The following is a 17,150-nucleotide window of genomic DNA, read 5'->3' as shown; positions in this document are numbered from 1 at the left end:
TAGGGGCGCGACCATCGATTGTTCTGCTGGTGCAACAATCCGTCGCCCCTGAGCCGCTTTTTCGCGACGATGCGGCCACGCACAATGGCGTCACTCGCGCTACCGAAGCGCAGCCCAACTGGAGCCTGACATGACGACCATTCTGCAAATCAATTCCGCGGCGCGCTCGCAAGGTGCGCAATCCACGCTGCTGGCCAACGAACTGACGGCAAAGCTGCAACAATCGAACGCTGGCGCCAACGTCGTGGTTCGCGACCTGCTGGCCGATGGGCTGCCGCACCTCGACGAATCGGTACTCGGCGCATTCTTCACGCCGGCCGACCAGCGCAGCGCGGAACAGAATGCGATCGTCGCGAAGAGCGATGCGCTGATCGCCGAACTGCAAGCCGCCGACATCATCGTGATCGGTGCGCCGATGTACAACTTTGGCGTGTCGTCGCAACTGAAGGCGTATTTCGACTGGATCGCCCGCGCAGGCGTCACGTTCCGCTACACCGAGAACGGTCCGGAAGGGCTGATCAAGGGCAAGAAGGTTTACGTGGTGACGGCGCGCGGCGGCAAGTACCTCGGTACCCCGAACGACAGCCATACGCCGTACCTGCGCACGTTCCTCGGCTTCATCGGCTTGACCGACGTGAGCTTCATCCACGCGGAAGGCCTGAACCTCGGGCCGGATTCGCAGAGCGCGGCACTCGCCAGCGCACGCGAAGCGATCGCTGCCGCGTAACGCCGGCGCGGGTGCATCGCGCCCGCGTTGCGTCGCCGAATGAAAGAACGCCGCGTCCCGAAAGGGCGCGGCGTTTTGCGTGGTGCGGGTAAAAGCGGAACGCGATTACGCGAGCGTTTCGGCCACTTCCGGCAAGCGCCAGTCGACCGGCTCGCGGCCCGCTTCGACGAGATAGTCGTTCGCGAGCGCGAAGTGGCGGCAACCGAGGAAGCCGCGGTGTGCGGACAGCGGTGACGGATGCGGCGCCTCGAGAACGCAGTGGGCGCTCGCATCGAACAGCGCGCGCTTGGCCTGCGCGTGCGCGCCCCACAGCATGAATACGAGTCCGCGATGGCGATTGGCCAGTTCGTGGATCAGCGTGTCCGTGCATTGCTCCCAGCCGCGCTTCGCATGGCTCGCGGCGGCGCCGCGCTCGACCGTCAACACGGTGTTGAGCAGCAGCACGCCCTGGCGCGCCCACGTGTCGAGACAGCCGTGGCGCGGCGTGTCGTGGCCGAAATTCGCGGCGATTTCCTTGAAGATGTTGCGCAGCGACGGCGGCGTGCGGACGGCCGGCGGCACCGAGAACGCCAGGCCGTGCGCCTGCGGTGTGCCGCGATCGTCGCCGTGGTAAGGATCCTGGCCGAGGATCACGATCTTCACGTCGTCCGGGCTCGTCAGGCGCAGCGCGCGAAACACGTCGGTCGGGTAGACCGTCTTGCCGGCCGCGCGCTCGTCGTCGACGAAGCGGCACAGCGGCGCATACGCGTCGCTGTCGGTGAACGGTTTCAACACGTCGCGCCAGGCGGCCGGCAGCGCGTCGAACTGCGCGGCGAGGTGAGGAATGTTCGCGACAACGGGGCGCGCGGGCTGCGGCGCGGCGGAAACCGGGGCGCCTGCCGCGGCCTTCCTTGCGGGCTTGCGCCCGGCAGCGGCCGGCGCGGGCGCCATGGCGGAAACATCGTCCTGCGCCGTTTCCGGCACGGGATCGTCGAACAGCGACGCCTGCTGCGGCGTGCGGAGAGTCTTGCGGGTTGCCATGCGTGATGCGTGTTTATTGCGCGCGCAGCCGGTAGCCGCGCTGCGCCTTGCTGATGTTTTCGGGGACGAGGCCCGGCAGCGCCTGCTGCAGTTCGGCGGCGAGCGTCGCGAGCGCCGCTTCCGGGCCGTCGATCAGTTCGAGTTCGATTTCGCTGATCGGTTCGCGGCGCGTATCGTTTTCCGTCTGGACGACGATCTCGCCGACGTCGACCGCGGCCTCGACGGTTGCGCCGCCGATTGCGATGCGCCACAGCGTACGCGAAAAATCCGTCCGGAACAGCGCGTGCAGCGCCGGCGCCGCGTCGCGCAGGGCGGCGGCAGCGTCCGGCACGTCGCACGCGGCGACGAGCGCGTCGATTTCGAGCGCATCGCCGGCAACGGGCAACTCCCATTCATGGCGACTATGCAGGCCGTCTTGCGCGCTGCCGACCGTCTTGAATGTCTGCAGCCAGCCATGCGGCGTGCGGCGCACGCGCACCGCGCTCTTCGAACGGGCCAGCGCGAGATCGGGTGTGTCGTAGTAGACGTTCGCGAGCGTGATGACGTTGCCGACTTCGCCGGTCAGTGTCTCGAAAAAGCGCCGCGCGGCATCGGCCTGACCGGCCGGCAGCGCGAGCTTGATTTCCGTTTCGATCGCCATCAGAAGAACATCCGCGCGAGTTCCTCGCCCGGCTGCTCGGCGCGCATGAACGCTTCGCCGACGAGGAACGCGTTCACGTTCGCCGCGCGCATCGTGTCGACGTCGGTGCGCGACAGGATCCCAGACTCGGTCACGACGATGCGTTCCGGCGGAATCATGTCGAGCATGTCGAGCGTGGTCTGGATCGTCGTCTCGAACGTGCGCAGGTTGCGGTTGTTGATGCCGAGCAGCGGTGTCTTCAGCGTCAGCGCCTGTTCCATCTCGTCGCGGTCGTGGACTTCGACCAGCACCGCGAGGCCGAGCGAGTGCGCATACGCCTCGAGGTCCTGCATCAGCGGCGTGTCGAGCGCGGCCGCGATCAGCAGGATCGCATCGGCGCCCATCGCGCGCGCTTCGAGGATCTGGTACGCGTCGACGATGAAGTCCTTGCGCAGCACCGGCAGCGTGCAGGCCGCACGCGCTTCCTCGAGGTAGCGGACGCTGCCCTGGAAGAACTGCTCGTCGGTCAGCACCGACAGGCACGCGGCGCCGTGGGCCGCATACGAGCGCGCGATGTCGGCCGGCACGAAATGCTCGCGCAGCACGCCCTTCGACGGGCTCGCCTTCTTCACTTCGGCGATCACCGCCGCGTGGCCGGCCGCCTGCTTCGCGCGCAGTGCGCCGACGAAGTCGCGCAGGTCGCGCGCCGATGCGTCCAGTTTCAGTGCCTCGAGCGGCGCGCTGCGCATGGCCGCCGCGATTTCTTCGCGCTTGACGGCGATGATTCGGTCGAGAATGTCGCTCATGTGGGTTCCTGCTTGATTCGTAAGGGGAGTCAGCGCTTGAACTGCTGCGTGAAGCGCACGAGTTCGTCGACCTTCGCGCGCGCCTTGCCGCTCGCGATCGCTTCGCGGGCGAGCTGGATGCCGTCCGCGATCGATTCGGCGATATTGGCCGCGTAGAGCGCGGTGCCCGCGTTCAGTGTAACGATTTCGCGTGCGACGCCCGGCTGGTTGTCCAGCGCGCCGAGCAGCATCGTGCGCGATTCCTCGGCATTTTCCACCTTCAGCGTGCGGTTCGACACCATCTGCAGGCCGAAATCCTCCGGATGGATCTCGTATTCGTGCACCTGGCCGTCGCGCAATTCGCCGACGAGCGTCGCGGCGCCGAGCGACACTTCATCCATCCCGTCCTTGCCGTACACCACCAGCACGTGCTGCGCGCCGAGACGCTGCATCACGCGCACCTGGATGCCGACGAGGTCGGGGTGGAACACGCCCATCAGCTGGTTCGGCGCGCCGGCCGGATTGGTCAGCGGGCCGAGAATGTTGAAGATCGTCCGCACGCCCAGCTCGCGGCGCACGGCCGCGATGTTCTTCATCGCCGGGTGGTGGTTCGGCGCGAACATGAAGCCCATGCCGGTTTCGGCGATCGACGCGGCAACCTGGTCGGGCTGCAGGTCGATGTTCACGCCGAGCGCGTCGAGCACGTCGGCGCTGCCGGACTTGCTCGACACGCCGCGGTTGCCGTGCTTCGCGACCTTCGCGCCGGCCGCTGCCGCGATGAACATCGACGCGGTCGAGATGTTGAACGTGTGCGAGCCGTCACCGCCCGTGCCGACGATGTCGACGAAGTTCGAGTTGTCCTGCACCTCGACGTGATTCGCGAATTCGCGCATCACGGTCGCGGCGGCGGCGATCTCGCCGATCGTCTCCTTCTTCACGCGCAGCCCGGTGATGATCGCGGCCGCCATCACGGGCGACATGTCGCCGCGCATGATGAGCCGCATCAGGTGCAGCATCTCGTCGTGGAAGATTTCGCGGTGCTCGATCGTGCGCTGCAGCGCTTCCTGCGGGGTAATCGTCATCGTGCGTCTCCCGTCAGGCGGCCGGCGCGGCCGCGTGGGCCGCTGCGCGATTCTGCTTCAGGAAATTCTCGAGCAGCGCATGGCCGTGCTCGGAGAGGATCGATTCCGGGTGGAACTGCACGCCTTCGATCGGCAGCGTCTTGTGGCGCACGCCCATGATCTCGCCGTCGTCGGTCCACGCGGACACCTCGAGGCAGTCGGGCAGCGACTCGCGTTCGATCGCGAGCGAGTGGTAGCGCGTGACGTCGAAATGCTTCGGCAGGTCGGCGAACACGCCGCGGCAGTCGGTTTCGATCCGGCTCACCTTGCCGTGCATGATGGTCTTCGCGCGCACCACGCGGCCGCCGAACGCTTCGCCGATCGCCTGGTGGCCGAGGCAGACGCCGAGAATGGGCTTCTTGCCCGCGAATTCGCGCAGCACGTCGAGCGTGATGCCCGCGTGTTGCGGGTTGCTCGGGCCGGGCGACAGGCAGATGGCGTCGGGGTTCAGGCGCGCGATGTCGTCGAGCGTGATTTCGTCGTTGCGGTACGTATGCACGTCCTCGCCCAGTTCGCCGAAGTACTGGACCAGGTTGTAGGTGAACGAGTCGTAGTTGTCGATCATGAGCAGCATGGTCAGTCTCCGGTCAGAAGTCGCTATCGAGGCCGTCCTGGACCTGTTCGGCCGCACGCAGCACCGCGCGCGCCTTGTTTTCGGTCTCTTGCCATTCGGATTCGGGCACCGAATCGGCGACGACGCCGGCCGCCGCCTGCACATACAGGTTGCCGTTGTGGATCAGGCCCGTGCGGATCGCGATCGCGAGATCCATTTCGCCCGAGAACGACAGGTAGCCGACGGCACCGCCGTACAGCCCGCGCTTGACCGGCTCGAGCTCGTCGATCAGTTCCATCGCGCGCACCTTCGGCGCGCCGGACAGCGTGCCGGCCGGGAACGTCGCGCGCAGCACGTCGTAGTTCGTCATGCCGGGCTTCAGCTTGCCTTCGACCGAGCTGACGATGTGCTGCACGTGCGAGTACTTCTCGATCACCATCTTGTCGGTGACCTGCACCGAGCCGATCTGCGCGATGCGGCCGACGTCGTTGCGCGCGAGGTCGATCAGCATCACGTGCTCGGCGATTTCCTTCGGATCGTTCAGCAGTTCGGTCGCGAGTTCCGCGTCGCGTTCGGGCGTATTGCCGCGCGGGCGCGTGCCGGCGAGCGGACGGATCGTGACGATCTGGTCTTCGCCGCGCTTTTCCTGGCGCACGAGGATTTCCGGCGACGCGCCGACCACGTGGAAATCGCCGAAGTTGTAGTAATACATGTACGGCGACGGATTCAGCGAGCGCAGCGCGCGATACAGCGACAGCGGATTGTCGCGGTACGGCTTCGTCAGCCGCTGGCCGACCTGGATCTGCATCAGTTCGCCGGCCGCGATGTATTCCTTCGCCTGGCGCACGGCGGCCAGATAGTCGTCCTTCTTGAATTCGCGGAACGTCTCGGTGCGCACGCTCGCCGACGTGACGGGCGGCTGCACGGTCGTGCGCAGGCGCTGCTTCAGCTCGCGCAGGCGCTGCTTCGCCTTCGTATAGGCCTCGGGCTGGGCCGGATCCGCATAGATGATCAGGTAGAGCTTGCCGGCGAGGTTGTCGATCACCGCGACTTCTTCGGTGAGCAGCAGCTGGATGTCGGGCAGGCCGAGATCGTCGCGCGGCGCGGTGTTCGCGAGCTTCTTCTCGATGTAGCGCACCGCGTCGTAGCCGAAATAGCCGGCGAGGCCGCCGCAGAAGCGCGGCAGGCCCGGGCGCTGCGCGACCTTGAAGCGCGCCTGGAACGACTCGATGAATTCGAACGGGTCGCCGTCGTGCGTCTCGACGACCTCGCCGTCGCGCACCACTTCGGACACGCCGTTGCGGGTGCGCACCAGCGTGCGTGCGGGCAGGCCGATGAACGAATAGCGGCCGAAGCGTTCGCCGCCGACCACCGACTCGAGCAGGAACGAGTTGGCGCCCGCACGTTCAGGCTGGGCCAGCTTCAGGTAGAGGGACAGCGGTGTTTCGAGGTCGGCGAGCGCTTCCGCGATCAGCGGGATACGGTTGTAGCCTTCGTTCGCGAGCGATTGGAATTCGAGTTCGGTCATGTTCCGGTCCTGTTCGGGACGAGCGGCGGTGTGCGCCAGGGATCACTTGACGCTGCGCGGGCTGCCGTCGGCGAAAGGGCGGTCGATCGAGAAGTGCCTGTTGCCGGCCGGCATTCCGGGCGTGAGCGTCGCGAGCCTGCGGCCGATCCTGAACGCAAGCATTCGGGCGCGGTGGAACTCGAGGTGGTGCGACGATCGGCGCGCGGATGCGCAGCGAGATAAAAAACGGCGCTGAAGACGTGCCTCAGCGTACCTCATCGAAGAGGTTAGCGCGACCAGCGACGCCAGGGCCAGGCTCCCCGGTCGATGCTGCTCAGACTCCGTTTTTTATTCAGAAACATGCGGATGGAAGAAATAATCAGATGGTTGGCCGGCCGGCGTTGTGCGCGGCGATCGCGCGTGCTGCGACCAGCAACGAATCGACTATACCATCCGAATTTATCGTTTGTATAGCCTTGCCGTGGTTGTACCCGTACGGCACCGTCAGCGTCGCCATGCCGGCCGCACGGCCCGCCAGCGCGTCGTTTTCCGAGTCGCCGATCGCGACCGCCGCGTCCGGCGCGACGCCGAGCGCGTCGCAGGCCGTCAGCATCGGCAGCGGATCGGGCTTCTTGCGCGCGACGCTGTCGCCGCCGAGCACGATGCCGAAGCGATCGACCAGCCCGTATTGCTCGAGCAGCTCGACCGCGAAGCGGTGCGGCTTGTTCGTCACGCACGCGAGCCGGATGCCGGCCGCGCGCAACGCGTCGAGACCGGCCGCGACCTCGGGATAGAGGCGCGTGTGACGGCCGTTGATCTTTGCGTACTCGGTCTGGTAGATCGCGAGTGCGTCGTCGAAGCGCGCGTGCGCTTCGTCGGGCGTGAAGCGCGGCTTCAGCACGCTCTGGATCAGATGCTCGGAGCCCTTGCCGACGTAGCCGATCACCTCGTCGCGCGACGTGGCCGGCGCACCGAGCTGCGCGAGCATGCCGTTCAGCCCGGCCGTGAAATCGTCGGCCGTATCGACCATCGTGCCGTCGAGGTCGATCAGCGCTGCATCGATGCGCGGCGCCGCGAAACGGATCGGGCCGTCGGCTTCGGCCGGTGCCCGAGCCGCCAGCGAGGAATCGGCCACGGCGTCAGCTCCGCTCGACGGTGGCGAGCGCGGCGCGCATCTCGTCGATCACCGCGCGGTAGTCGGGCTTGCCGAAGATCGCCGAACCCGCGACGAAGGTGTCCGCGCCGGCTGCCGCGATTTCCGCGATGTTGTCGGCCTTCACGCCGCCGTCCACCTCGAGCAGGATCTCGCGGCCGGTGCGCTCGGTGTACGCGTCGATGCGGGCACGCGCTTCCCGCAGCTTGTTCAGCGTTTCCGGAATGAACGACTGGCCGCCGAAGCCGGGGTTCACCGACATCAGCAGCACGAAGTCGAGGCGGTCCATCACGTGGTCGAGGTAGTTCAGCGGCGTGGCCGGATTGAACACGAGGCCGGCCTTGCAGCCGTGATCGCGGATCAGCGACAGCGTACGATCGATGTGGTCGGAGCCTTCCGGGTGAAAGCTGATCAGGTTCGCGCCGGCTTTCGCGAAATCGGGCACGATCCGGTCGACCGGGCGCACCATCAGGTGGACGTCGATCGGCACCTGCACGTGCGGGCGGATCGCCTCGCACACGAGCGGGCCGATCGTCAGGTTCGGCACATAATGGTTGTCCATCACGTCGAAGTGAATCCAGTCGGCGCCGGCGGCGACCACGTTGCGGACTTCTTCGCCGAGCCGGGCAAAGTCGGCCGACAGGATGCTGGGAGCGATGCGGAATTGAGTCATGACAGGGGAGCGGGGACGCTGCGGCGCAAAACCGTCATTCTACCGTCCGGCGACCCGCTGCGCGGCGACGGGCCGTGCGGTTGCCGCCCGATTCCGCATAGAATGCCGAACCAATGCGGCGCGCCCGCGGCCCGGCCGCTCGAATCGGCGCGGGCGCTTACCTACAGCGGAAACATCATGAGTCAGTATCAGTTCACCGTTTCGGTGAAAACCAGCTACCTGCCGGAACAATCCGACCCCGATCGACGTCAATACGCATTCGCGTACACGCTGACCATCCGCAATACCGGGCAGGTCGCGGCGCAGCTGATCGCGCGTCACTGGATCATCACGGACAGCGAAAACCACGTGCAGGAAGTGAAGGGGCTCGGCGTCGTCGGGCACCAGCCGCTGCTGCAGCCGGGCGAACACTTCGAATACACGAGCTGGGCCGTGATCGCGACGCCGGTCGGCACGATGCGCGGCGCGTACTTCTGCGTGGCGGAGGACGGCGAGCGGTTCGAGGCGCCGGTCGAGGAATTTGCGCTGCACATGCCGCGCACGCTGCATTGAGCGTGCGGGCGGGGCGGTCAGCGCGGCTGGCGATCGTTGCCGCGGGCATGCTTCTTCCTGCCCGACGACGTCCACACGACGATGAAGATCAGCAGGGCGAGCGCTACGAAAGCTTCGAGCGCGAAGATGAGCATCGGATATTGGTCGAGAAAATCTGACATGGCGGTTTCCATCAAGAACGGACATTGTATGTGGTTTGGGTCCCGGCTGGCCGGCTGGATTGCGGCGGCCGCGACGGCCGCACTGCTTGCCGCGTGCGGCGGCGCGCCGACGCGGACGTCGACGCTCAAGCCGCCGACCGGCACGGCGATCGTGCCGGGGCAGATCGCCGCGAAGCGGCTGACGCCGGTCGCCTGGCAGCAGGTGCCCGGCTGGCAGGACGATTCGCTGATCGGCGCGGCGGCCGCGCTGCGGCAGAACTGCGTGCGGCTCGCGCGCCAGCCGGCGTGGCAGCGCGCGTGCGCGGCGGCCGATCGCCTCGACGAACTCGACGTCAGCGGCGCGCGGGCATTCTTCGAAACGTATTTCACGCCGTTCCAGCTGGCGAACACCGACGGCACGCTCGACGGGCTCGTGACCGGCTATTACGAGCCGCTGCTGCACGGCTCGCGCGTGCGTCGCGGTCCTTACCAGTACGCGCTGTACCGCTGGCCGGCAGGCTATCGCGCCGGCGCCGCGCTGCCCGCTCGCGCGCAGCTCGAGCGCGCCGGCATCCTGAACGGCAACGAACTCGTGTGGGTCGACGATCCGATCGAGGCGTTCTTCCTGCAGGTGCAGGGTTCGGGGCGCGTGCTGCTCGACGACGGTTCGGTGATGCGGGTCGGTTTCGGCGGCACCAACAACCAGCCGTACCGCTCGATCGGCAAGTGGCTGCTCGATCGCGGCGAGTTGACGCCTGCACAGGCGACGATGCAGGGCATCAAGGCGTGGGCGAAGGCGAACCCGACTCGCGTCGACGCGTTGCTCGACACGAATCCGCGCTTCGTGTTCTTCCGTGACATGCCGACCAAGGAAGATGCGCCGCACGGCGGCGCGGACGGCCCGATCGGCGCGCTCGGCGTGCCGCTCACGCCCGAGCGTTCGATCGCGGTCGATCCGTCGTCGATCCCGCTCGGCACGCCCGTGTTCCTGCAGACCACGCGTCCGTTGACGAATACGCCGATGAACCGGCTCGTGTTCGCGCAGGATACGGGCTCGGCGATCCGGGGCGGCGTGCGGGCCGACTATTTCTGGGGGCTCGGCGACGACGCCGGCGATCAGGCCGGGCGGATGAAGCAGACCGGCCGGATGTGGCTGCTGTTTCCGAATTCGTGATGTTCGTGATGCGCGGCGGTGCCGGCGTGCACGTGTAGCCGGGCATCGAGACGAAACAGCCCGATCGGTTTATTGGCCGGTTCGGGCTGTTTTTTTGTGCACGCGATTGCTGCTTCGCGGGGCGAGTGGGCCGCGGCGAATGTCAGCCCTTGCGCTTGTCGATCACGCGGCGTGCCTTACCGACCGAGCGCTCGATCCCGTTCACGGGCAGCACGTTGATCACGGCCGTCACGCCGATCAGCGACTTGATGTCGTGCGCGAGCGCCTGCCTGGCCGCATGGATCGCCGCCGTGTCGGGGGCCGTTTCGGGACACGGCTCGACGTTGAGCGTCAGCACGTCGAGCGGCCCTTCCTTCGTCAGCACGATCTGATAATGCGGCGCGAGCGCGCGCTGCTTCAGCAGCTGTTCCTCGATTTGCGTCGGAAAGACGTTGACGCCCCGCACGATCATCATGTCGTCCGAACGCCCGGTGATTTTTTCCATCCTGCGCATCGTGCGCGCGGTGCCGGGCAGCAGACGCGTGAGGTCGCGTGTCCGGTAGCGGACGATCGGCAGCGCTTCCTTCGTCAGCGACGTGAACACCAGCTCGCCGAGTTGGCCGTCCGGCAATACTTCGCCGGTGTCGGGATCGATGATTTCCGGATAGAAGTAGTCTTCCCAGATGGTCGGGCCGTCCTTGGTCTCGACGCATTCCGACGCGACGCCCGGACCCATCACTTCGGACAGCCCGTAGATGTCGACCGCATCGATGCCCATGCGCTGCTCGATGGCCACGCGCATGTCGTTGGTCCACGGTTCCGCGCCGAAGATGCCGATGCGCAGCGAACTTTGCGCGGGATCGAGGCCCTGGCGCTCGATCTCGTCGGCGATCGACAGCATGTAGCTCGGCGTCACCATGATGATGTCGGGGCGGAAATCCTGGATCAGCTGCACCTGCTTCTCGGTCTGGCCGCCGCCGAACGGGATCACCGTCAGCCCCGCGCGTTCGGCGCCGTAGTGCGCGCCGAGCCCGCCCGTGAACAGCCCGTAGCCGTAGCTGACGTGAACCTTGTCGCCGCGGCGCGCGCCGGCCGCGCGGATCGAGCGCGCGACGAGATTCGCCCACGTGTCGATGTCGCGCGCCGTGTAGCCGACGACGGTCGGCTTGCCGGTCGTGCCCGACGACGCGTGAATGCGCGAGATCTGGTCCTGCGGCACCGCGAACATCCCGAACGGATAGCTGTCGCGCAGGTCGCTTTTGGTCGTGAACGGGAAGCGCGACAGATCCGCGAGCGTTTTCAGGTCGTCGGGATGCACGCCCGCTTCGTCGAATTTGCGGCGATAGACGGGCGAATGCTCATACGCATGCCGGAGCGACCATTTCAGGCGTTCGAGTTGCAGCGCGGTCAACTCGTCGCGTGAGGCGGTCTCGATCGGCTCGAGCGGTAGCGGGGTGGTCATGCGTGTCTCCAGTGATTGTTATGAGCGAGCCGTGCGCGTCAGCGGTCTTCCGGGAGGACCGTGCCCTTGATTTGGGCCGATTTGCCGCGAAACATGGCGACCGTTTCGCCTGCCTGATTCGTGACGCGGATGTCGTAGATGCCGTACCGGCCGTTGCGCGTCTGTTCGATCGCCTCGGCTGTCAGCAGATCATTGCCGTATACGGGACGCAGGTATTCGATCGAGCAGCCCGCCGCGACGGTATTCAGGTTGTACGAGTTGCACGCGAACGCGAACGTCGAATCGGCGAGGGTGAAGATGATGCCGCCGTGGCAGGTCTGGTGTCCGTTCAGGAATTCCGGCCGTACGCGCATCTGCAGGCGAGCGTAGCCGGCGCGCACTTCGGCGATTTCCATGCCGAACGCGCGGCTGCACGCGTCCGCATCGTACATCGCCTGCGCCGTCGCACGGGCGAGCGCATCGGGGGCGAGCGTGTCGGTGGACGTGGTCATGTCAACGCCCCTCGAAGCGCGGCGCGCGCTTCTCGATGAACGCCTGTACGCCTTCCGCGTAGTCGGCCGACTGGCCGAGCTTGCGCTGCAGGTCGCGCTCGAGGTCGAGCTGCTGGTCGAGCGTATTCGTCATGCTGTCGCGCATCGCCTGCTTGATCGATGCGATCGCGAGCGTCGGCTGCTGCGCGAGCTGGTTGGCGACCTGACGGGCCGACGCGGCGAGCGCATCGTCGTCGACCGCGCGCCAGATCAAGCCCCATTGTTCGGCCTGTTCGGCGCCGAGCTTGTCGCCGGTCAGGGCGAGCCCGAGCGCGCGGGCCATGCCGACGCGTTGCGGCAGGAACCAGGTGCCGCCCGAATCGGGTACGAGCCCGATCTTGACGAAGGCCTGGATGAAACTGCTCGAGCGCGCGGCAAATACGATGTCGCATGCGAGCGCGAGATTCGCGCCGGCGCCGGCCGCCGTGCCGTTCACGGCGGCGATCACCGGAATCGGCATGCGTTGCAGGCGGCGGATCAGCGGATTGAAATGCTCGTCGATCAGCGTGCCGAGGTCGGTGGACGCGCCTGGCGTGAAGTCGAGGTCGGCCAGATCCTGGCCCGCGCAGAAGCCGCGCCCCGCACCCGTCAGGATCAGCGCACGCGCGCCGCTCGCGTCGACTTCATCGAGTGCCGACTGCAGTTCGCGGTGCATCGCCCGCGTGAAGCTGTTCAGCTTGTCCGGACGGTTGAGGGTGATCGTGGCCACGCGGGCCGCCTGATCGATATCCAGCTGGATCGCCTGATATGACATGCAGAGTCTCCTTCATGACTTCGTTATAGGCGCGCGGCGCGTCGGTTACACGCGTTCGATCGCGATCGCGATGCCCTGGCCGACGCCGATGCACATCGTACAGAGCGCAAAGCGGCCGCCCGTACGCTCGAGTTGGTGAAGCGCCGTGGTCACGAGCCGCGCACCCGAGGCGCCGAGCGGATGGCCGAGCGCGATCGCACCGCCGTTCGGGTTCACGCGAGGATCGTCGTCGGCGACACCGAGCATGCGCAGCACCGCGAGACCCTGCGACGCGAACGCTTCGTTCAGCTCGATCACGTCGAACTGGTCGATCGTCATGCCGAGCTGGCGCAACAGTTTCTGCGTGGCCGGCGCCGGGCCGATACCCATCACGCGCGGCTCGACGCCGGCGCTCGCCATGCCGACGACACGCGCGCGGCGGCGCAGCCCATATTGATCGGCGGCTTCCGCGTTGGCGAGCAGCAGTGCGCATGCGCCGTCGTTGACGCCCGACGCGTTGCCGGCCGTTACCGAGCCGTCGGGACGCACGACACCCTTCAGCTTCGCGAGCGCTTCGAGCGATGTTTCGCGCGGATGCTCGTCGAGCGATACGACGAGCGCGTCGCCTTTTTTCTGCGCAATCGTGACCGGGACGATTTCAGCGGCGAGCGTGCCGTCCTGCTGCGCACGCGCGGCCTTCTGCTGGCTGCGCAGCGCGAACAGATCCTGGTCGGCGCGGCTGATGTTGTAGTCGACCGCGACGTTCTCGGCCGTCTCGGGCATCGAATCGACGCCATATTGCTGTTTCATCAGCGGATTGATGAAACGCCAGCCGATCGTCGTGTCGAACATGGCGGCCTGGCGCGCGAATGCGCTGGTGGCCTTGCCCATCACGAACGGCGCACGCGTCATGCTTTCCACACCGCCCGCGATCATCAAGCGTGCCTCGCCAGCCTTGATCGCGCGCGCGGCCGTGCCGACGGCGTCCATGCCCGAGCCGCACAACCGGTTCAGCGTCGTGCCCGGCACGGCGGTCGGCAGGCCCGCGAGCAGCGCGGACATGCGCGCGACGTTGCGGTTGTCTTCGCCGGCCTGATTCGCGCAGCCATAGATCACGTCATCGATCGCCGACCAGTCGACGTTCTGGTTGCGTTCGATCAGCGCCTTGAGCGGTACCGCGCCGAGATCGTCGGCACGAACGTCTTTCAGGGCGCCGCCGTAGCGGCCGATGGGGGTGCGAATCGCGTCGCAGATGTAGGCGTCGGTCATGGGTGTGTCGATGTGCAACGAACCCGCCGGGTGGCGGATTCGTTCATGGTAGGGAATGTGGCGGCGTTTGCACGTCGGCCATTCGGGTTATGCAGTCGGGCCGACTTCCGCGGGCACTGCCTTCGGCGCAACATGGACACGGCTTTGCACCACGCGGAACCGGTTGGCGACGAACGCCGGGTCGGCCAGCGCCGCGTTGGCGGCCGGATTCGCACCGGTGCCGTGGAAGTCGGAGAACGCGGCCGACTGGTTGACGAACACACCACCCGTCAGGTTGATCGACAGCGCGACGCCGCCACGCACCGCCGCATCGTGCGCGGCGTCGAGGGTCTTCTCGTCGGTGCTGTAGACGGAGAGCGTCAGCGCGCCATGCTCCGCGGCGATTTCGCCGGCGAGATCGAGCGACTGGGCGGTCGAGTCGGTCGCGATCACGAACGAGATCGGGCCGAACCACTCCTGCGTGAATTTCGCGCGGTCGGCCACGTCGAGCTGCAGCACCAGCGGCGTGCGCACGCGCGCGTCGGCGAACGCCGGGTGCTGGAGCGTCTGGCTGTCGGCGAGCACGCGGCCGAGCTTGCGGGCGTCGTCGATGCGCGCGGTCACGCCGTCGTTCTGGATCGCGCCGATCAGTTCGACCGAGCGAGCCGGGTCGCCGGTCAGCTTCTGCACGGACACGGCGATCGCCTGCGCGACTTCGTCGAAGCTCGCGTGGCCGTCCGCCGTCCGGATGCCGTCGCGCGGCACGTAGATGTTCTGCGGTGCGGTGCACATTTGGCCGGAGTACAGCGCCAACGAGAACGCGATGTTCTTGGCCGCGGCCTTCAGGTCGTCGGTCGAGTCGATCACGATCTGGTTGACGCCGGCCTTCTCCGTATACACCTGGGCCTGATGGGCATGGCGTTCGAGCCACGTGCCGTTTTGCGTGCTGCCCGTGAAGTCGATCAGCTTGATTTCAGGACGCAGCGCGAGGTCCTGGACGAGGGCGCCGTCGTTCGGTTCGGTTGCGAGAAGCGTGACGACGTTCGGATCGAACCCGGCCTCGCGCAGCACGTCGCGGGCGATGCGAACCGTGATCGCGAGCGGCAGGATCGCACCCGGGTGGGGTTTGACGATCACCGTGTTGCCGGTCGCCAGGTCGGCGAACAGGCCGGGGTAGCCGTTCCAGGTCGGGAACGTGCAGCAGCCGAGCACGAGGCCGGTGCCGCGCGGGACGATCGTATAGCGCTTGTGCATCGCGAGCGGCGGGTTCTTGCCTTGCGGCTTTTCCCAGTGCGCATCGGCAGGGATGCGACGCAGTTCGTCCCACGCATAGGCGACCGCTTCGAGTGCGCGATCCTGCGCATGCGGGCCGCCGGCCTGGAACGCCATCATGAACGCCTGGCCCGTGGTGTGCATCACGCTGTAGGCAATCTCGAAGCTTGCACGGTTCAGCCGCGCAAGGATTTCGAGGCTGACGCCGATCCACGCGCTCGGGCCGGCTTCGCGCCATGCCCGCTGGGCAGCGGCCGCGGCTGCAATCAGCTCGTCGGGCGTCGATTTCGGATAGCGGATGCCGAGTGCGATCCCGTACGGCGACTGCTGCGCGCCGACGGTTCCGCCGGACGCCGGCTGGTCGAGCACGAACGTGTTGCCGAGGTGTGCTTTGAACGCCGCTTCACCTTCCGCGTTGGCGCTTTCCCCGTACACTTTGGGACTCGGCATCTCCGCGAACGGGCTCCAGTACCCGCGGCTCTCGATGGCGGCGAGGGCGTGTTTCAGCGTGTCTTCGTGCTTCGTGAACAGTGCATGGGTCATGACGGCAGCCTGATGGACGTTGAGAGGGATTGGATCGATTAATTAACCGACCGGTTGGTCGGAGAATGGTAGCATCAAACTATTCGCGTGTGCGAGGCGTTTCTCATTTCATTGATCGAGGAGAAATAGATGTCTTACGAGAACATCCTGGTGGAGACCCGGGGGCGTGTCGGGCTGGTCACGCTCAACCGCCCGAAGGCGCTCAATGCGCTGAACGATGCGTTGATGGATGAGTTGGGCGCTGCGCTGAAAGCGTTCGACGCGGACGACGAGATCGGCGCGATCGTCGTGACGGGGAGCGGGAAGGCATTCGCGGCCGGGGCCGACATCGGCATGATGGCCACCTATTCCTATATGGATGTGTACCGCGGCGACTACATCACGCGTAACTGGGAGACGGTCCGCGAGATCCGCAAGCCGATCATTGCTGCCGTGGCGGGGTTCGCGCTCGGCGGCGGCTGCGAGCTCGCGATGATGTGCGACATCATCTTCGCGGCGGATACAGCCAAGTTCGGCCAGCCCGAAATCAAGCTGGGCGTGATGCCGGGTGCGGGCGGCACGCAGCGCCTGCCGCGCGCGGTGTCGAAGGCGAAGGCGATGGACATGTGCCTGACCGCGCGCTTCATGGATGCGGCCGAGGCTGAGCGGGCCGGGCTCGTTTCGCGCGTGCTGCCGGCCGACAAGTTGCTCGACGAAGCGATTACCGCGGCGACGACGATCGCCGAGTTTTCGCTGCCGGCGGTCATGATGGTCAAGGAGTCGGTGAACCGTGCGTATGAGACGACGCTGGCCGAGGGCGTTCATTTCGAGCGTCGACTGTTCCATTCACTGTTTGCGACCGAAGATCAGAAGGAAGGGATGGCGGCATTCGTCGAGAAGCGGAAGCCGGTATTCAAGAACCGCTGATCCGGTGGCGACGGGTGTCGGTCGCCGGCAGGATCTCCTTGGTGCAACGAACCTCAAACCCCCGTGCGCGGCAGCGCACGGGGGTTTTTCAAAATATTTTCACAAAGGGGTTGCGTGGACAGGGGCGGGTGCTTAGAATCACGCCTCTTTCGCGCTAACGGAAACACGGCGCGGGAGGAAAGGGAAGCGGTGCTGACGAAGGTTGCTGTAGGAACCCCGGCGCACACGAAGTTGAACCCCTCGCCGTCGCAACGAAGCAGTTCAGAAAGTTGTTGACGAGCGAAGAAAGACGGTTCATAATTTCGCTTCTCTGCTGCTGAAAACGCAGCGCTGCTGAGAAACAGAAGGTTTCTCGCAGAATGCTCTTTAAAAATTAACAGCCGATAAGTGTGGGCGCTTGATGGCAGCGAGCTGATCTTCGGATCAGATAGCGAAAGTATCAAGAGTCTCACA

Annotated in this window: 19 protein-coding genes; 4 read left to right on the top strand and 15 right to left on the bottom strand. The window is 66.3% G+C overall.

The features are described 5' to 3' along the window. The first annotated feature begins 130 nt into the window (after positions 1-130). Positions 131-727: an FMN-dependent NADH-azoreductase gene (locus tag ABIC50_RS30300; protein WP_011655867.1), complete on the top strand. Its 597-nt coding sequence runs from the start codon at positions 131-133 to the stop codon at positions 725-727. 105 nt (positions 728-832) lie between these two features. Here ABIC50_RS30300 and ABIC50_RS30295 read toward each other — a convergent pair whose 3' ends face one another. The 8 genes from ABIC50_RS30295 to rpe all read right to left on the bottom strand — a co-directional run bounded on the left by ABIC50_RS30295 (position 833) and on the right by rpe (position 8,158). Then, entirely contained in the window at positions 833-1,747 is a 915-nt protein-coding gene (locus ABIC50_RS30295) for a uracil-DNA glycosylase (RefSeq protein ID WP_175724028.1), read from the bottom strand. A 13-nt stretch (positions 1,748-1,760) separates the two neighbouring features. Then, positions 1,761-2,387, bottom strand: coding sequence for a CYTH domain-containing protein (locus ABIC50_RS30290; RefSeq protein WP_212086469.1), 627 nt, complete (start codon positions 2,385-2,387; stop codon positions 1,761-1,763). Beyond that, entirely contained in the window at positions 2,387-3,172 is a 786-nt protein-coding gene (gene trpC / locus ABIC50_RS30285; protein ID WP_354168538.1) for an indole-3-glycerol phosphate synthase TrpC, read from the bottom strand. Before trpC ends, ABIC50_RS30290 begins: the two co-directional genes overlap by 1 nt. Positions 3,173-3,201: 29 nt before the next feature. Continuing rightward, positions 3,202-4,233 (bottom strand): anthranilate phosphoribosyltransferase, encoded by a 1,032-nt coding sequence (gene trpD / locus ABIC50_RS30280; protein ID WP_012363010.1) that lies wholly within the window; start codon positions 4,231-4,233, stop codon positions 3,202-3,204. A 13-nt stretch (positions 4,234-4,246) separates the two neighbouring features. Beyond that, positions 4,247-4,846: an aminodeoxychorismate/anthranilate synthase component II gene (locus ABIC50_RS30275; protein ID WP_011655872.1), complete on the bottom strand. Its 600-nt coding sequence runs from the start codon at positions 4,844-4,846 to the stop codon at positions 4,247-4,249. Positions 4,847-4,859: 13 nt separating this feature from the next. After that, positions 4,860-6,353 (bottom strand): anthranilate synthase component I, encoded by a 1,494-nt coding sequence (gene trpE, locus ABIC50_RS30270; protein WP_126227096.1) that lies wholly within the window; start codon positions 6,351-6,353, stop codon positions 4,860-4,862. Positions 6,354-6,711: 358 nt separating this feature from the next. Next, positions 6,712-7,467, bottom strand: a complete 756-nt coding sequence (locus tag ABIC50_RS30265; protein ID WP_354168536.1) for a phosphoglycolate phosphatase — start codon at positions 7,465-7,467, stop codon at positions 6,712-6,714. A gap of 4 nt (positions 7,468-7,471) precedes the next feature. After that, the gene (gene rpe, locus ABIC50_RS30260; protein ID WP_105834578.1) at positions 7,472-8,158 is read right to left on the bottom strand and encodes a ribulose-phosphate 3-epimerase; all 687 of its coding nucleotides are present in this window, start codon (positions 8,156-8,158) and stop codon (positions 7,472-7,474) included. 177 nt (positions 8,159-8,335) lie between these two features. Between rpe and apaG the strand changes: the two genes are divergently transcribed. Next, a complete protein-coding gene (gene apaG / locus ABIC50_RS30255) occupies positions 8,336-8,710 on the top strand; it encodes a Co2+/Mg2+ efflux facilitator ApaG/CorD (protein ID WP_011655875.1) in 375 nt (124 codons plus the stop codon). A 17-nt stretch (positions 8,711-8,727) separates the two neighbouring features. On the opposite strand, the gene ABIC50_RS30250 is transcribed toward apaG, so the two are convergent. Beyond that, positions 8,728-8,871, bottom strand: a complete 144-nt coding sequence (locus ABIC50_RS30250) for a hypothetical protein (protein WP_006758475.1) — start codon at positions 8,869-8,871, stop codon at positions 8,728-8,730. A 28-nt stretch (positions 8,872-8,899) separates the two neighbouring features. On the opposite strand from ABIC50_RS30250, the gene mltA reads away from it, so the two are divergent. Then, the gene (gene mltA, locus ABIC50_RS30245) at positions 8,900-10,024 is read left to right on the top strand and encodes a murein transglycosylase A (RefSeq protein WP_354168534.1); all 1,125 of its coding nucleotides are present in this window, start codon (positions 8,900-8,902) and stop codon (positions 10,022-10,024) included. A 142-nt stretch (positions 10,025-10,166) separates the two neighbouring features. Here mltA and paaK read toward each other — a convergent pair whose 3' ends face one another. The 5 genes from paaK to paaN all read right to left on the bottom strand — a co-directional run bounded on the left by paaK (position 10,167) and on the right by paaN (position 15,791). Beyond that, positions 10,167-11,465, bottom strand: a complete 1,299-nt coding sequence (paaK, locus tag ABIC50_RS30240) for a phenylacetate--CoA ligase PaaK (protein ID WP_354168532.1) — start codon at positions 11,463-11,465, stop codon at positions 10,167-10,169. A gap of 38 nt (positions 11,466-11,503) precedes the next feature. Continuing rightward, positions 11,504-11,956 (bottom strand): hydroxyphenylacetyl-CoA thioesterase PaaI, encoded by a 453-nt coding sequence (paaI, locus tag ABIC50_RS30235; RefSeq protein ID WP_138848293.1) that lies wholly within the window; start codon positions 11,954-11,956, stop codon positions 11,504-11,506. A 1-nt stretch (position 11,957) separates the two neighbouring features. Continuing rightward, a complete protein-coding gene (gene paaG / locus ABIC50_RS30230) occupies positions 11,958-12,749 on the bottom strand; it encodes a 2-(1,2-epoxy-1,2-dihydrophenyl)acetyl-CoA isomerase PaaG (RefSeq protein WP_105834575.1) in 792 nt (263 codons plus the stop codon). A 45-nt stretch (positions 12,750-12,794) separates the two neighbouring features. Next, positions 12,795-13,997 (bottom strand): 3-oxoadipyl-CoA thiolase, encoded by a 1,203-nt coding sequence (gene pcaF / locus ABIC50_RS30225; RefSeq protein ID WP_175697161.1) that lies wholly within the window; start codon positions 13,995-13,997, stop codon positions 12,795-12,797. A gap of 87 nt (positions 13,998-14,084) precedes the next feature. Continuing rightward, complete coding sequence (paaN, locus tag ABIC50_RS30220; protein WP_354168530.1) at positions 14,085-15,791, bottom strand: phenylacetic acid degradation protein PaaN; 1,707 nt, start codon at positions 15,789-15,791, stop codon at positions 14,085-14,087. Positions 15,792-15,920: 129 nt separating this feature from the next. Here paaN and ABIC50_RS30215 point away from each other — a divergent pair, with 129 nt between their 5' ends. Next, on the top strand, positions 15,921-16,697 hold the full coding sequence (locus ABIC50_RS30215; protein WP_354168529.1) for an enoyl-CoA hydratase: 777 nt from the start codon (positions 15,921-15,923) through the stop codon (positions 16,695-16,697). Positions 16,698-16,750: 53 nt separating this feature from the next. Here ABIC50_RS30215 and ABIC50_RS30210 read toward each other — a convergent pair. Next, on the bottom strand, positions 16,751-17,150 hold a 400-nt coding region (locus ABIC50_RS30210; RefSeq protein ID WP_354168527.1), incomplete at its 5' end, for a hypothetical protein.

The sequence above is a fragment of the Burkholderia sp. 567 genome (assembly GCF_040545115.1).
GTDB lineage: Bacteria > Pseudomonadota > Gammaproteobacteria > Burkholderiales > Burkholderiaceae > Burkholderia > Burkholderia ambifaria.
The sequence above is the reverse complement of the archived record's forward strand: the minus strand, read 5'-3'. Positions and strand labels throughout refer to the sequence as shown.

What these genes read in the sequence shown, in the direction of transcription:
- ABIC50_RS30300 (WP_011655867.1), top strand. Translation starts at nt 131, where the DNA reads ATGACGACCATTCTGCAAATCAATTCCGCGGCGCGCTCGCAAGGTGCG.
- ABIC50_RS30295 (WP_175724028.1), bottom strand. Translation starts at nt 1,747, where the DNA reads ATGGCAACCCGCAAGACTCTCCGCACGCCGCAGCAGGCGTCGCTGTTC.
- ABIC50_RS30290 (WP_212086469.1), bottom strand. Translation starts at nt 2,387, where the DNA reads ATGGCGATCGAAACGGAAATCAAGCTCGCGCTGCCGGCCGGTCAGGCC.
- trpC (WP_354168538.1), bottom strand. Translation starts at nt 3,172, where the DNA reads ATGAGCGACATTCTCGACCGAATCATCGCCGTCAAGCGCGAAGAAATC.
- trpD (WP_012363010.1), bottom strand. Translation starts at nt 4,233, where the DNA reads ATGACGATTACCCCGCAGGAAGCGCTGCAGCGCACGATCGAGCACCGC.
- ABIC50_RS30275 (WP_011655872.1), bottom strand. Translation starts at nt 4,846, where the DNA reads ATGCTGCTCATGATCGACAACTACGACTCGTTCACCTACAACCTGGTC.
- trpE (WP_126227096.1), bottom strand. Translation starts at nt 6,353, where the DNA reads ATGACCGAACTCGAATTCCAATCGCTCGCGAACGAAGGCTACAACCGT.
- rpe (WP_105834578.1), bottom strand. Translation starts at nt 8,158, where the DNA reads ATGACTCAATTCCGCATCGCTCCCAGCATCCTGTCGGCCGACTTTGCC.
- apaG (WP_011655875.1), top strand. Translation starts at nt 8,336, where the DNA reads ATGAGTCAGTATCAGTTCACCGTTTCGGTGAAAACCAGCTACCTGCCG.
- ABIC50_RS30250 (WP_006758475.1), bottom strand. Translation starts at nt 8,871, where the DNA reads ATGTCAGATTTTCTCGACCAATATCCGATGCTCATCTTCGCGCTCGAA.
- mltA (WP_354168534.1), top strand. Translation starts at nt 8,900, where the DNA reads ATGTGGTTTGGGTCCCGGCTGGCCGGCTGGATTGCGGCGGCCGCGACG.
- paaK (WP_354168532.1), bottom strand. Translation starts at nt 11,465, where the DNA reads ATGACCACCCCGCTACCGCTCGAGCCGATCGAGACCGCCTCACGCGAC.
- paaI (WP_138848293.1), bottom strand. Translation starts at nt 11,956, where the DNA reads ATGACCACGTCCACCGACACGCTCGCCCCCGATGCGCTCGCCCGTGCG.
- paaG (WP_105834575.1), bottom strand. Translation starts at nt 12,749, where the DNA reads ATGTCATATCAGGCGATCCAGCTGGATATCGATCAGGCGGCCCGCGTG.
- pcaF (WP_175697161.1), bottom strand. Translation starts at nt 13,997, where the DNA reads ATGACCGACGCCTACATCTGCGACGCGATTCGCACCCCCATCGGCCGC.
- paaN (WP_354168530.1), bottom strand. Translation starts at nt 15,791, where the DNA reads ATGACCCATGCACTGTTCACGAAGCACGAAGACACGCTGAAACACGCC.
- ABIC50_RS30215 (WP_354168529.1), top strand. Translation starts at nt 15,921, where the DNA reads ATGTCTTACGAGAACATCCTGGTGGAGACCCGGGGGCGTGTCGGGCTG.